Origin of the sequence: Salipiger sp. D13 (genome assembly GCF_003703915.1) — a bacterium.
Classification (GTDB): domain Bacteria; phylum Pseudomonadota; class Alphaproteobacteria; order Rhodobacterales; family Rhodobacteraceae; genus Salipiger; species Salipiger profundus.
In genome coordinates, this window is sequence record NZ_ML112614.1 from 1 (window position 1) to 14725 (window position 14725).

The 14725-nt window shown below is 61.5% G+C and carries 5 protein-coding genes, 3 tRNA genes and 3 rRNA genes; all 11 read right to left on the minus strand.

Annotated features, from left to right (window positions below; genetic code table 11):
* Window positions 1-299: 299 nt before the first annotated feature.
* The 11 genes from D6860_RS17690 to D6860_RS25545 all read right to left on the minus strand — a co-directional run bounded on the left by D6860_RS17690 (window position 300) and on the right by D6860_RS25545 (window position 14394).
* A complete protein-coding gene (locus tag D6860_RS17690; RefSeq protein WP_076623106.1) occupies window positions 300-1841 on the minus strand; it encodes an outer membrane protein assembly factor BamD in 1542 nt (513 codons plus the stop codon).
* Window positions 1826-2893, minus strand: a complete 1068-nt coding sequence (locus D6860_RS17695; protein ID WP_076623105.1) for a family 8 glycosyl hydrolase — start codon at window positions 2891-2893, stop codon at window positions 1826-1828. Before D6860_RS17695 ends, D6860_RS17690 begins: the two co-directional genes overlap by 16 nt.
* Window positions 2890-5091: a cellulose biosynthesis cyclic di-GMP-binding regulatory protein BcsB gene (locus D6860_RS17700; RefSeq protein ID WP_076623104.1), complete on the minus strand. Its 2202-nt coding sequence runs from the start codon at window positions 5089-5091 to the stop codon at window positions 2890-2892. The genes D6860_RS17695 and D6860_RS17700 overlap by 4 nt, the downstream gene beginning before the upstream one ends.
* A 2-nt stretch (window positions 5092-5093) precedes the next feature.
* Window positions 5094-7463 (minus strand): UDP-forming cellulose synthase catalytic subunit, encoded by a 2370-nt coding sequence (bcsA, locus tag D6860_RS17705; RefSeq protein ID WP_076623103.1) that lies wholly within the window; start codon window positions 7461-7463, stop codon window positions 5094-5096.
* A 12-nt stretch (window positions 7464-7475) separates the two neighbouring features.
* On the minus strand, window positions 7476-8138 hold the full coding sequence (locus tag D6860_RS17710) for a hypothetical protein (protein ID WP_128549298.1): 663 nt from the start codon (window positions 8136-8138) through the stop codon (window positions 7476-7478).
* A gap of 460 nt (window positions 8139-8598) precedes the next feature.
* A tRNA-Met gene (locus tag D6860_RS17715) sits at window positions 8599-8675 on the minus strand.
* Window positions 8676-8749: 74 nt separating this feature from the next.
* Window positions 8750-8864 (minus strand): 5S ribosomal RNA (gene rrf, locus D6860_RS17720).
* Between the two features lie 215 nt (window positions 8865-9079).
* Window positions 9080-11913: ribosomal RNA gene (locus D6860_RS17725) — 23S ribosomal RNA — on the minus strand.
* A gap of 420 nt (window positions 11914-12333) precedes the next feature.
* Window positions 12334-12409: transfer RNA gene (locus tag D6860_RS17730), tRNA-Ala, on the minus strand.
* Window positions 12410-12430: 21 nt separating this feature from the next.
* Window positions 12431-12507: transfer RNA gene (locus D6860_RS17735), tRNA-Ile, on the minus strand.
* A 231-nt stretch (window positions 12508-12738) separates the two neighbouring features.
* Window positions 12739-14394, minus strand: a 16S ribosomal RNA gene (locus tag D6860_RS25545).
* Together the 16S, 23S and 5S rRNA genes with 3 tRNA genes alongside form the textbook arrangement of a ribosomal RNA operon.
* Window positions 14395-14725 lie beyond the last annotated feature (331 nt).

A 14725-nucleotide genomic window follows, 5' to 3' on the forward strand; every position in this document is an offset into this window, starting at 1 on the left:
TCATTTGTCCTGCTCTAAGTAGCGCTCGCCGAACCGGCTTGGCAGACCCGCCCAAGGGTAGCTGCCTTCGCCTATGGAGACAGGGACTGACCTGATGTCCTCCCCGGCTCCACGATCGGAGAACCTAGCTATACATATGGGTAGGACGCCGTGGCGAAATCATGGCGAAAGGGTGCTATTCGCGTGATTTCTAACGCGCATTCACGGCAAGCGTGCCAAGCGGCGCACAGGATGCACCGCGTCCGCCGACCTTCCGGCAGGCACTCTCTACTGAAATCTGCGCCGATCCGGCAGTAAGCTCAATCGAAAACCCGCGAAAGTGCGCGCCGGGTGGCCGGGGTTGCCATCTGATTGTGCAAATGCATGAACTCGGCCTTGGCCGCCTGCCGCTGCCCCGAGTTCAGGTAGGCGTAACCGCGCAGCAGCGCGAGATCCCGCCGAACCGTTCCGGTCACCCGCTCGAGCTCGTCGAAATAGGCGATGGCACGCCGGAAATCTCCGCGCTCGTAGGCCGCGACCCCACGCTTGTCGAGGATCTGCCCCTCGATCTCTCGCCGCTGGTCGGCAGTGAAATGAGTGGTGGCGGCAATCTGCGCAGCCTCGTCGATCATGTTCAGCTGCAGCATCGCAAGCGCCGCGCCGTAGCTGGAATCGATCCGCGCCCGCGCCGTCGACGCGGACGACGCCGCCCGCCGGAAATCCGCGAGCGCCTGCATCGGTCGGCCGATGTTCATCACGCACCAGCCACGTTGCGCCACGACGTCCGCCTGCTGGCTTCCGGAGGTCGCAGAAACGCAGCCGCGCCAGTCGCCGCGTTCCGCGGCACTGCGCGCCCGTGCGAGCACGCCGGAGCCTCCGGAAGAGGACGCACGGGCAGACGTCACGGGCGCAGAAGGCGTAGAGCCGCGCTGACGCGCGATTGCCGGAGCCGTCAGCAGCGCATCGAGATCGGCCGGGCGCCGAACCGGCCTGAGGCTCATGGCGGGCGCCGCTGTGACCGACACGCTCGGAGCCGGTGCCGCCACGGCCGAGGAGGTTGCCACACGCCCGCCTTCCGCGGCCCCGGTCCGAGGCAGGGGGATGGTGCCCGGCGCGGAGGAGGTGTTGATCGCGGGCGCTCCCAAGCCGGCGCGCAGCCGGTCTTCGACCTGGTCGATGCGGCTCTCGGCCGAAGGAACCTGACCCCGTGCGGCATCGGCAAGATCCCCGAGCTCGTTCGGGTCGGCATAAGCCGCCGCCTTCTCGAGGGTGGCAATCAGGATGTCGACATCCGTGCAGGTGCGGACCACCCCGTCATAGACGCGCAACGCGGTGTCAGGCTCTCCGACCTCGGCGTAGCGCTCGGCCAGAAGCCAGGCGTTGTTGACCCGCTCGCAGCGCAGCAACGCCGGGTTGCTGCGCGCGATCTCGATCGCGGTGGCCCCGTCGTCCATGTCGATGGCGTCGTCGAAATTGCTCTGGGCTTCCTGGATGGCCAGCGTCTCGAGCAGATCGGCGGAGGGCGACCAGTCGGGATAGCTTTCGGCGGTCTGGTTGATCGCCTCGCGCGCTGCCGCGAAATTTCTCTGCTCGATCAGGCTGTAGATGCGGTTGATCGACGAGCCGGGCACGTCCCGCTTGAGCTCGGTCAGGTCGTCCGGGACCTCCCAGCTGGGGTATTCGATCTGCAGGCGGCGCAGTTCTGACCGCACGGCGTCCTCGTTGTCCTCGGCGAGGTAGAAGCGCAGCGCCTGGAGATCGCTTTCCGTCGGTGTCTGTGCGGCGGCCATGCTGCCGACCGCAAGAAAGAGCAGAAACGCGGCGGCTCGAACCGCGCCGCGACCGGTCAGATCGGAATGCATCGTGGTGCCCCCTCGATTTGGGCCAGCATGGCAAAGAGTTGCAGCGTTGCGGGATAGTAGGATTGCGACGCCTCGAACGGCAACATCCCCGAGCCGGTGTTGCGGTTCGACACGCAGCCGGCCAGCGCCGCGAGCGAGCGATAGCCTGCCTCGGCGCTGGTCTCGAGAATATCGCCCCCGGGCCGGCCGATTACCGTCGCGGCGCGGCCACGCCCGACCGCCTGCTGCGCGATGGCATAGCGGCGCACGGCGGGATGATTCTCGAGCCCGGACCAGACGTAGTAGAGCGGCACCCGCATCGCCTCGTAGCCGGAATCGAACGAGAACCCCTCGGCTGGTCGGACCTCGCCGTCCGTCACCTCCACCCAGTCCGGAAGAGGACCGGACTCGGCAAGTGTTCCCGCCAGCGCGACCGATGCGCGCGCGACGCGGTTCAGGACAGGCGCGTCGAAGGCTGCGGCAAGATCTTCCAACGCGCGCGGCATGCAGTAGCTGGGATTGAAGATGAACCCCGCGTCGGTCAGGAAACCGTCGGCACCGGGCAGCAGCAGCGGCGTGCCGTTCGCCCGCTCGACGACACAACGATCGACGATGTCGGAGACGATCGCCGCCGCGGTATCGAGATGCTCCGGCGCATTGAACCGCTCCGCCGCCTGCAGAAGGGCCCAGGCCCGGAAGAGATCGCCATCGGTTGCGTTGTTGATGTCCGGCACGCGCACCGGCTCGTCCGGCAGCCAGCGCCACGCCATGAGCGAATCCGCCCGGATCGCGAGGTTCACGCGGGTCCAGGTCTCGATCCGCTCGAAGGTGCGACGGTCACCGAGGCGGACGGCAAGAAGCATCCCGTAGGCCTGCCCCTCGGAGTGACTGGCACGCCCCTGACGGTTGTCGATGACCCGCCCCGCGCCCTCGGTATGGGCCTCGCGCCACGCCGCCCAGACGTCACGCAGGGTCTTCGAGACATCCTCGGCCGCGGTCTGGGCGGATGCTCCACCGTGCCCGATGGTCAGGCCTGCCCCAGCAAGGCCCGAGATGAACTGACGACGCTTCATTTGCGCTTCCTTCGTGTCATAACCGCAATCGCCAGCGCGACGGCCGACGCAAGCGCGGTCAGAACCAGCAGCGGAGCGATGAACCGCCCCGGTATGATCGTGACGAAATTTCCGACGACAGCGCGGGCGTTGCCTGGCGTCAGCGCCTCGTGCAGTTGCAGCGGGCGGTTCGGCGCCTGCCAGCTTTCCCACCCGGTGAGCGGCGAAAACACCGAGACCTGCGCCTTCGGGCCCCGGAAAGTCTGACGGGTCTCGGCGAGCGAGGCCACGATATGCTGGTGATCGGCCCCCGGTTTCAGGATGAGCCAGATCTCCTCGGGGCGCTGCATGTCGGGCTGCAGGAAGACCGCCTCGGCCGATCGGCTCGAGAGCCATTCCTTCAGCTCCGACCCGGTCCCGGTCCAGATTGCACGTAACCATTCCGTCACCTGCGCGGGAAGTGCCGACAGGTTCTCGGGGCGGATCACGTCGGACAACCAGCTTTCGCCCTTGAGCCGAGACCACGCGTCGCCCTGCTCTACCGGCTCGGCATCATCGGTGTCGAAAAGCTTTGCGAGCTCGGACTGGTGACCGTTCACGACATCGCCGGAGAGTGCATCCAGATCACTTGGAACGCCGATCGTCAGGCGGACCTCGGGCGGCGTATCCGGATCGCCCCGGACCGACAGCCCCGACAGGACACTGGACAGCCGGGGAAACAGGCCGAGCGGCAGCCGTTCCTCGGCCGCCTCGCTTAGGCGGATCGAACTCTGGGCAACCTCGGCAAGGGTGCGGTCGATCCCCGGAAGCGACATGCTCGGCGATGGGGGGACGAAGAGGCGCGTTCCGCCGGAGACTTCGAAGATCGGCGCCTCGCGGGGTACGCAGGCCTGGTCGGGCGGATCCCCAGGCACCAGCGCTTCGAAGGTGAGGCGGTTCGCGCCGGGTTGAAGCAAATTGGCACGAAACGGAATCCGCAGGGTCGGCAGCGGACGGCCGGCATTCTCGGGCTCGTCGAGCGGCAGGAGCCGGATCGTGGTGTTGTTCATCTTCACCAGCAACAACCCGCCCTTCGGCAGCCCGGTGTCGAAACGCCAGTCGAGTTGCAGGATCCCCTCCTGCGAGGCGAGCAGCAGCCAGTTCTGCGGCAGCAGGAAAGGCACGTTTTCCTGAATGTAGCGACCGTAGCCGCGCACGCCTTCCACGCCAAGCTCCGACAGGGGCGTCGGCCGTCCGGGCTCGAGCCTCGCAAGCGCCTCGTTTTCCGGCTGCGGCGGCAGGGCGTCGGACAGGATCTCGCCGGCGCGCTCGAAATCACCGCGCTCGAGCATAAGGACCAGCGCACCGTCTCCGCCGCGCAGGAACTGCGGCCCCTCCGGCATCACCATGCCCGACGGGAGGACGGTGATCCTAGCAAGCTGAGAGGCGCCAGAGGTCACGGAATAGTAGTCCTCGATCGAGATTTCCGGTGGCATCGGGCCGAACACACCGTCGAAGCGGTCGATCAGCGGTGCCGCGTCCGACAGCGAGAAGCCCTCGCTGGCCATGTGTGTCTCAAGCGGCATATCGCGGGCAAGCTGGGCCACGGAGGCCGCGAGGAACCCGAGCGCGTCGGTCGGCAGATCGTCAAAGAGGATCTCGACGCCGCTCGCTCCGAGGCCGATCTCGGTCCAGAGGCTGAAGGCTGCGTCGGGCCCGCAGAACACGCGATGGACCTGCTTGGCAGTGAGGGTCACGACATTCCGGCCCGCCGTCAGCGCACCGGCAGGAATCGCGAGGGTGTCGGTCTGCGACCGTTCGAAATTGTCCGGAACGATGCTGCCGATGGCGGTGCCGTTGACCGCCACCTCGACAGTGGACCGCGCCGGAAGCACATCGATTGCGCTGCGCGTCGCAAGGTGAAGCGCCACGTCGTCCATCGCGTAGGGCAGGAACAGCCCGAAGCGCGCCACCTCATGTTGCCCCGACATCCGGTAGACTCGCGTATCGCCGGATTTCAGGGCGAGGGGACGCAGCGGGAGCATCACCGTCTCGGGCACCTCGGGTTCATCCGACAGGCTGTCCTCGTCCGAAGCCCCGGGGCCGAAGCGCATGCGGTCGTTTTGCGTCGTCCCGTTGTTGTTGACACCGTCGAGCAGGATCTGCTGGGCCTCGACAGCGGTGAACAGCGTGCAGGCCACGAACATCATGGCGGAGAAAAGAAGCAGGTGACGTTTCATGTTCACCCCTCGACTTCCAGGTAGCCGTCTTCGTCGTCGTCCTCCGCCGCGGGCCGATTCCTGGCCTCTGTTCCTTTCGCGGCCGCGAACGCGTCACGCGGGATCTCGGCGGCATCGTCGAACACCGCCTGCCGCCGCCGCTCGGGCTCGCGCAGCAGGTCCAGCACCGTGACCGGCAGCGACATAAGCGCCTTGCCGATGACATAGGCGAACCCCGTGACCAGCGTGCTGCTGCGCGGAACGGTCTTGCGGAAAAACTCCCACCGGCCGCTGTCGCCGTAGACGACCGCCGCCGCGAAGCGGCTCGCGTCGATCATCGCGCTTTCCGGGATGTCGAGCATGCAAAGGTAGCCGCTCGTGTCGCTCTTCAGTACGCCGACCGTGACCGGCAATGGCCCTTCCGGCGCCGGCGCGTTTTCCACCGCCGGCAGGATCGAAGCCGACGCACCTGCGTCCGAGGCGCGCTTGACGATGTCGCCCTCGGCCCCTGCGGGCAGGCGCACGCTCAGGGACTTCGGTGTGGCCGAGACGATGACCACCTCGACACCCTCGCCCGTGTCCGAGTCCGTGTCCGGAGTCGCCTCGCCCTCTGCCGCATTCTCCGGCCACGAGATCGTCAGCCGGGCAGGCACCGACACGGCGGTGCGGGGCCGCACGAGCCGCCAGGGCCGCTCGAACACTGAGCGCAGGGCCCAGGCGGCAAGGATGAAGTTGTAGACGTTCCAGGCCCCCACGATCTGGACCACCGCCCGGTCGCCCGGGTAGGCGACCCAGCGCAGGACCCCTGCCACGAGGCCCGCCAGAAGTAGCCCGGTCAGCGCCAGCAGTGGCATCGCGATCGGCGACATGAAGGCCCGGTCGAGCGACTCGTCCTTGGCCGTGACCTTGAACGATGCCGCCCTCGGCTTCCGGATCGTCGAGATGATGGCGCCGAGCAGATAGGGCGTCTGCGCGATCTCGTAGACTTCCGAGACCTGCGGCCAGCGCACGTGCGAGAACAGCGCGTTCTGCACCATGAACCCGATCAGGAGGTAGGGCAGGATGAAGCCCAGCACCTCGGCAGGGGTCACCACGAAGATCTCGAGCCCGAAGAACAGGTAGAGCAGCGGGCTGAGCAGGAAGATCATCCGCACCACCGGGAAGAGCCAGAAGCTCATCGAGTTCAGGTAGCACAGGCGCTTCGTGAACGGCAGCCCGCTGCGGAAGATCGGGTTCTTCAGGATCAGCATCTGGATCATGCCGGTCGCCCAGCGGCCACGCTGCTGGATGAAGGATGCGAAGGTCTCGGGCTGCAGCCCGGCGATCATCGCGTAGTCGAGATACATGCTTTCCCAGCCGCGCGAATGGATGTCGAGCGCCGTCTCGGCATCCTCCGTGATGGTTTCGCCCGAGATCCCGCCCACCTCGTCCAGCGCCCGGCGCCGCAATAGCGCTGCCGAGCCGCAAAAGAAGGCACCGCCAAGACGGTCGAGTCCCCGGTGGATCTGCCCGTAGAACATCTCGTTCTCCGAGGGCAGCGCCTCGCTGAACGCGAGGTTGCGCTCGATCGGGTCACGGTTGGTGAAGAAGTGCGGCGTCTGCACGAGAAACAGCCGCGGGTTCTCGGCGAAGTAACCGACGGTGCGGGCAAGGAAATCCCTTGTCGGCACGTGGTCCGCATCGAGCACAAGCACGAGCTCCCCCTTCAGCGACTTGAGCGCCTCGTTCAGGTTGCCCGCCTTCGCGTGCTCGTTGCGCGCCCGCGTCGTGTAGACGACGCCCAGCTCGCGGCAGAGTTCCTGCAGTTCGGCCCGGCGCTCGCGCGCTTCGCGGGCCACCTCGGGGTCGGAATGGGCGCAGCGCTGGTCGGTGCCGCCGTCGTCGCACAGCACCACCACCTTCTTGTCGTCAGGGTAAGTGACATTCTTCGCCGCGGCCAGCGTGACCGCCAGCAGGTCGGCTGGCTCGTTGTAGCTCGGGATCAGGATGTCGACTGTCGGTGCGTCGCGCAGCTTCACCTTCGGCGGCGGCGCGTGATCCACCGGATCGCCGGAGACGAGTGCGGTGAGGAAGAACAGTCCAACGGTGAAGGTCTCGGCGCCGAAAAGCACCAGCGCCGCCGCGAGCGAAACCGGGTCATCGAGTGCCGGCAAGGTTTCCAGCAATCGCCACAACCAGTATCGCAGCACGAAGACGGCCGCGACGGCGAGCACGAAGAAGCGCACCGGCATGCTCGCCGAGACGAACGGTTTCAGGACATAGATGAGCACGCAGATGCAGAGTGCCATCAGCCCCTGCGCGATGATCGAGGTGGGTACCGACGCCAGGAAGACGATCGGCACGAGGAGTGCGAGCCACAGCAGGACAAGGACGGAGACGGAGATGCGCTGCATGACCGACCTCCGTTACGGTTGAGGCGCGGCGAGCGGCGAGAGCATCCGGGGCAGGTCTCCCTCGGGGCCAGCCGCAGCATAACCGACATTGACTTCGAGCGCGGGTGCAAGTGCCTGCTCCACGGTGCCATGCACGCAATTGCGCAGCATCATGTCCATGACCCCGGCCCCCTCGGGCACCACGCGCGAGGAGGCATCCAACCGCCGGAAGGCCAGAACGCAGTTCAGGTTGGCATTGTTGGTCCAGACCGCCCAGCTGAGCGTTCCCATCGGCTCGTCGCGGGTTTCGAGAAGCAGGCTGTCGAAATCCTCGAACGGATCGGGCGTGTCCCCCGTCGCCCCCAGCAGCTCGAGCGGCTCGAAGCGCCCGATTGTCGCGAGCGTGCCCTCCCGTGCCCTGAGCAGGAGGAAATTGTCCCCGCGCACAGCCGTCCGGTTCGGCAGCAGGATGCGCTGCTCGGAGACCGGCCCGAATGATCGTTCGAGAACCAGCTGAATGTCGGGTGGCGCCACCCAGGCCTCGGATTTCGACCGCTGTACTTGGGGAGACTGAGCAAGGTCCTGCTCGAAGTCCGTCGTGGTCAGGGGGAACGTGTCGCACGCGGCGACAGCGAAGAGCGTGCAAAGCGTCGAGACACTCCATGCGCTCCGGACCTTACGCCAAATGCCGCTCACCTCGGACCCCCACACCAGAAAAAAGACTAAGATTAATGCAAGATGCAGCCCTGACTTGCAGCATTATTCGGCACCTGTCGACATGGAGCGTGGGGGGATGTTCGCAGCACGCTGCTACTGTTGTTTTACTGCAGCATAGGGCCAAGTGTCTGGGACCGACATCATCAGAAGCTGACGAACCGTCGGCTGGCACTTGGATGCCCCCACTACAGAAGCATCGAGGCGTGGGCCAACGGCGCGAGACACCAGCTTTCCGCGCCGCTTGCTTGTGTCCCGAAGCTCACAGCGACACGCCAAAACAGGATACCAGGAGCGTGGAAACTCACCGACAGTGTCGGGTGTGCTGCCTGGCGCCTGGAGACGCAGGCGAGCTCAGCTCCCGAGTTTCTTCGACGGCGTTTTCTGTCCGCGGCACGGGAGGCAGGGGAGGATCGATTTTGGGGGTATGATCGGTAAGATTTGGTTGCGGGGGTAGGATTTGAACCTACGACCTTCAGGTTATGAGCCTGACGAGCTACCGGGCTGCTCCACCCCGCGCCAAAGACCTTCGTCGTAGCGTTGAGCTCGGAAGGTTATGATTTGTATAGAGAGAATTATTTGGTTTTTGCTAGGTTTGGCGGTGCCCTACTCTCCCACGTCTTGAGACGCAGTACCATTGGCGCAGCGGCACTTAACGGCCGGGTTCGGAATGGATCCGGGTGTTTTGCTCGCGCTATGACCACCAAACCGAGTAAAAACCAATCCCGAGGCTCCTTTGGAGCGGGGCGTGTGCGTCAGGGAATTTTGCGAAGCAAAATGTCCCGCGAGCACACTGCCCATCCATTCTGGGAGCATCGGATCAATCAACCTGCCTTTCGGCGAGGTTTGTCCAAGTGACACGTTAAGTGTGTATGCTTTTGATTTTCCGTTTGGGACAGGTTTCGGCCTGTCTTTTACTGGATCAAATCAAGCCAATCGGGCCATTAGTACCGGTCAACTGAACATGTTACCATGCTTACATCTCCGGCCTATCGACGTGGTGGTCTTCCACGGCCCTCGGGGATACCTTGTTTTGAGGGGGGCTTCCCGCTTAGATGCCTTCAGCGGTTATCCTGTCCGATCATAGCTACCCTGCACTGCTGCTGGCGCAACAACAGGTCCACCAGTGGATCGTTCACCCCGGTCCTCTCGTACTAGGGGCAACTCCTCTCAAGTATCCTACACCCACGGCAGATAGGGACCGAACTGTCTCACGACGTTCTAAACCCAGCTCACGTACCTCTTTAAACGGCGAACAGCCGTACCCTTGGGACCTGCTCCAGCCCCAGGATGAGATGAGCCGACATCGAGGTGCCAAACACTGCCGTCGATATGGACTCTTGGGCAGTATCAGCCTGTTATCCCCGGCGTACCTTTTATCCGTTGAGCGATGGCCCTTCCACTCGGGACCACCGGATCACTATGGCCGTCTTTCGACTCTGCTCGACTTGTCAGTCTTGCAGTCAGGCTGGCTTCTGCCATTGCACTCAACGAGCGATTTCCGACCGCTCTGAGCCAACCTTCGCGCGCCTCCGTTACGCTTTAGGAGGCGACCGCCCCAGTCAAACTACCCGCCACGCAGGGTCCCGGATCCGGATAACGGACCGCGGTTAGACATCAAGAGTGCGAAGGGTGGTATCTCATCTTTCGGCTCCACCGGAACTGGCGTTCCGGTTTCAAAGCCTACCACCTATCCTGCACATCACAATCCTGATGCCAGTGCGAAGCTGTAGTAAAGGTGCACGGGGTCTTTCCGTCTAACCGCGGGAAGCCTGCATCTTGACAGGCAATTCAATTTCGCTGAGTCGATGTTGGAGACAGCGGGGAAGTCGTTACGCCATTCGTGCAGGTCGGAACTTACCCGACAAGGAATTTCGCTACCTTAGGACCGTTATAGTTACGGCCGCCGTTTACCTGGGCTTCAATTCAAGGCTCTCACCTCTCCTTTTAACCTTCAGGCACCGGGCAGGCGTCAGACCCTATACGTCGTCTTGCGACTTCGCAGAGCCCTGTGTTTTTAGTAAACAGTCGCCACCCCCTGGTTTGTGCCCCCGGATCCAAGTTGCCTTGAACCCGGGCCTCCTTCTCGCGAACTTACGGAGGTATTTTGCCGAGTTCCTTCAACATCGTTCTCTCAAGCGCCTTGGTATTCTCTACCAGTCCACCTGTGTCGGTTTCGGGTACGGTCCTAAAGTGGGGCTATTTCCAGGGACTGCTCAGCTGCCGGTCCAATCCGATAAGGACCGACAACACCTGCAATCCGTCACCACCACATGGCCCAGGAATATTAACCTGGTTCCCATCGACTACGCCTTTCGGCCTCGCCTTAGGGGCCGGCTTACCCTGCTCAGATTAGCTTTAAGCAGGAACCCTTGGACTTTCGGCGAGAGTGTCTCTCACACTCTTTGTCGCTACTCATGTCATCATTCTCGCTAGTGATCACTCCACCGGATGGCTCACGCCCCGGCTTCACAGTAAGGATCTTGTCCTCCATTGCATCCCGAGGGATGCAGAAGAGGATAGATCCTATGTCACACTACGCTCCGCTACCATGCCTTACGGCATCCTCGGCTTCGGCTCATGGCTTGAGCCCCGTTACATCTTCGCCGCAGGACAACTTGATTAGACCAGTGAGCTGTTACGCTATCTTTAAAGGATGGCTGCTTCTAAGCCAACCTCCTGGTTGTTTTGGTCGTCCCACCTGCTTTCCCACTTAGCCATGAATTGGGGGCCTTAGCCGGAGGTCAGGGTTGTTTCCCTCTCCACTACGGACGTTAGCATCCGCAGTGTGTCTGCCATCTAGTACTCCCGGGTATTCGGAGTTTGGTTAGGATCAGTAAGCCTGTGGGGCCCCATTACCCATCCAGTGCTCTACCCCCCGGGGTATTCGGATGACGCTCTACCTAAATAGATTTCGCGGAGAACCAGCTATCTCCGAGTTTGATTGGCCTTTCACCCCTAGGCACAACTCATCCCGACCTTTTTCAACAGGTGTGGGTTCGGACCTCCAGTAAGTGTTACCTTACCTTCATCCTGGTCATGCCTAGATCACTCGGTTTCGGGTCTGATCCATCCAACTCGACGCCCTATTAAGACTCGCTTTCGCTGCGCCTACACCTATCGGCTTAAGCTTGCTGGATAGACCAAGTCGATGACCCATTATACAAAAGGTACGCCGTCACTTCGCAAGGAAGCTCCGACTGATTGTAGGCGCTCGGTTTCAGGTACTGTTTCACTCCCCTCGTCGGGGTGCTTTTCACCTTTCCCTCACGGTACTGGTTCGCTATCGGTCAGCAAGGAGTACTTAGCCTTCGAGGGTGGTCCCCCGATCTTCAGACAGGATTTCACGTGTCCCGCCCTACTTAATACGTCTCATCGAGCTTCCTGTACGGGACTGTCACCCGCTGTGGTTGGCCTTTCCAGACCATTCCAGTCACTCTCAGAGTTCGGCTGGTCCCCGTTCGCTCGCCGCTACTGGGGGAGTATCAATTGATTTCCTTTCCTCCGGGTACTTAGATGTTTCAGTTCCCCGGGTTTGCTCTTAAAACCCTATGTATTCAGGTCTCAAGTACCTGTTCAAACCCGTTATAGGCTGCTCCGAAGAGCAATTATAACGAGCTTTCAGGTGGGTTGCCCCATTCGGAGATCCGTGGATCAAAGCCTATTCTCGGCTCATCACGGCTTATCGCAGAGTATCACGTCCTTCATCGCCTCTTGCTGCCAAGGCATCCACCAAACGCCCTTCTCGCGCTTGATTTGATCCAGTAAGAGACAGGCTCTGGGGATGCTGCGAGCAGCACCCGGGCCCATCGGGAACGACGCTGGTTCGTGCCGTCCCTACTGTTACCGGATCAAAAGCATACTTTCCCGCCCTCGCATGTTGCGAGGACATATAGGTTTCAATATCGCATCGAGCGATCTCAAAACCTGACCATTCATGCCTGACGGCAGAATGGTGGGTTAGTGTACTTGACTTGGACAACTCTTGCTCGTTTCAGCAGGGATATGATGCTCCAGCCGGCTAGACCGGGTCATCACCTCTTCCGAAGAAGACCTGCAGAGATCCACCGACACTCCGGTGAACCAAGCAAGGTTGATTGATTTCTCTCTATACGATGTAAAAGTCGTCCGATTGGACGGAGAAGCACCAGACGGTGCTTGTCGGTCAAATCGGGAATGGTGGAGCCTAGGAGGATCGAACTCCTGACCTCCTGAATGCAAATCAGGCGCTCTCCCAGCTGAGCTAAGGCCCCATCTTGTCCCCCGAGGGGATCTGGTGGGTCGAGGAGGACTTGAACCTCCGACCTCACGCTTATCAGGCGTGCGCTCTAACCACCTGAGCTACCGACCCAGCTGATTTTGCCCTGCAAAATCGGCGTTGCCCGGCAGGCGATTTTGCGCCGCAAAATCTGCCGAAAGGGCCAGTTTGCCTTGAGCAAAACCGCGGCGCATGAGCCCTTGCCCATACGCGTTCTTGTCTGAAGAGATATGAGGACGACCTGGTTCGTTTTTGGCAGCTTTGATTGCTGCCTGCTAAGTGATGCACGATCCGAGCAAGCTCAGATGCTAGCATCATCCTTAGAAAGGAGGTGATCCAGCCGCAGGTTCCCCTACGGCTACCTTGTTACGACTTCACCCCAGTCGCTGAGCTCACCGTGGTCCGCTGCCCCCTGTAAAGGTTGGCGCACGGCCTTCGGGTGAACCCAACTCCCATGGTGTGACGGGCGGTGTGTACAAGGCCCGGGAACGTATTCACCGCGTCATGCTGTTACGCGATTACTAGCGATTCCGACTTCATGCCGTCGAGTTGCAGACGACAATCCGAACTGAGATGTCTTTTGGGGATTAACCCACTGTAGACACCATTGTAGCACGTGTGTAGCCCAACCCGTAAGGGCCATGAGGACTTGACGTCATCCACACCTTCCTCCCGCTTATCACGGGCAGTTTCCATAGAGTGCCCAGCCAAACTGCTGGCAACTAGGGATGTGGGTTGCGCTCGTTGCCGGACTTAACCGAACATCTCACGACACGAGCTGACGACAGCCATGCAGCACCTGTCACTAGGTCACCGAAGTGAAAGCCCGATCTCTCGGGTGGTCCTAGGATGTCAAGGGTTGGTAAGGTTCTGCGCGTTGCTTCGAATTAAACCACATGCTCCACCGCTTGTGCGGGCCCCCGTCAATTCCTTTGAGTTTTAATCTTGCGACCGTACTCCCCAGGCGGAATGCTTAATCCGTTAGGTGTGTCACCGAATAGCATGCTACCCGACGACTGGCATTCATCGTTTACGGTGTGGACTACCAGGGTATCTAATCCTGTTTGCTCCCCACACTTTCGCACCTCAGCGTCANCCGCCTTCGCCACTGGTGTTCCTCCGAATATCTACGAATTTCACCTCTACACTCGGAGTTCCACTCACCTCTCTCGAACTCTAGACTGATAGTTTTGGAGGCAGTTCCGAGGTTGAGCCCCGGGATTTCACCCCCAACTTTCCAGTCCGCCTACGCGCGCTTTACGCCCAGTAATTCCGAACAACGCTAACCCCCTCCGTATTACCGCGGCTGCTGGCACGGAGTTAGCCGGGGTTTCTTTACTGGGTACCGTCATTATCTTCCNGTTCCACTCACCTCTCTCGAACTCTAGACTGATAGTTTTGGAGGCAGTTCCGAGGTTGAGCCCCGGGATTTCACCCCCAACTTTCCAGTCCGCCTACGCGCGCTTTACGCCCAGTAATTCCGAACAACGCTAACCCCCTCCGTATTACCGCGGCTGCTGGCACGGAGTTAGCCGGGGTTTCTTTACTGGGTACCGTCATTATCTTCCCCAGCGAAAGAGCTTTACGACCCTAAGGCCTTCATCACTCACGCGGCATGGCTAGATCAGGGTTGCCCCCATTGTCTAAGATTCCCCACTGCTGCCTCCCGTAGGAGTCTGGGCCGTGTCTCAGTCCCAGTGTGGCTGATCATCCTCTCAAACCAGCTATAGATCGTAGGCTTGGTAGGCCATTACCCCACCAACTACCTAATCTAACGCGGGCCGATCCTTCACCGAAATTCTTTCCCCCGAAGGGCGTATACGGTATTAAACCCAGTTTCCCGGGACTATTCCGTAGTGAAGGGCACGTTCCCACGCGTTACTCACCCGTCCGCCGCTAAGCCCGAAGGCTTCGCTCGACTTGCATGTGTTAGGCCTGCCGCCAGCGTTCGTTCTGAGCCAGGATCAAACTCTCAAGTTGAAAGCGGCTTGCGCCGCTATCCTTGACGTTCGAACCTCTGCACATCTCATCCGGTGGCTAAACCGGATGAAGTCATCTGTTTGTCTGTGCTTCGGGTTTCTTCAGAAACCGAAAGCCGTACAAACAGTGAAGCTGACACTTCATCATCGGGCCGAAACCCTAGAAGCGCGATATACAGAGACTTGATCCATCGTATGAACCAGTGTCGCCCGCATATCTCTTCAGATACTCGCGATGTCAAAGAGCGTGAGAGACAAAACCAGACCGGTGCGCCCTATCTTGCCGGCGCGCCGCCCGTCATGCCTCTCGAAGTTCGTCCCGCCTCGTCTGC

Bases quoted from the DNA above. Each gene is read 5' to 3' on its own strand.
- D6860_RS17690 (WP_076623106.1), bottom strand. From the start codon at position 1,841: ATGCATTCCGATCTGACCGGTCGCGGCGCGGTTCGAGCCGCCGCGTTT.
- bcsA (WP_076623103.1), bottom strand. From the start codon at position 7,463: ATGCAGCGCATCTCCGTCTCCGTCCTTGTCCTGCTGTGGCTCGCACTC.
- D6860_RS17695 (WP_076623105.1), bottom strand. From the start codon at position 2,893: ATGAAGCGTCGTCAGTTCATCTCGGGCCTTGCTGGGGCAGGCCTGACC.
- D6860_RS17700 (WP_076623104.1), bottom strand. From the start codon at position 5,091: ATGAAACGTCACCTGCTTCTTTTCTCCGCCATGATGTTCGTGGCCTGC.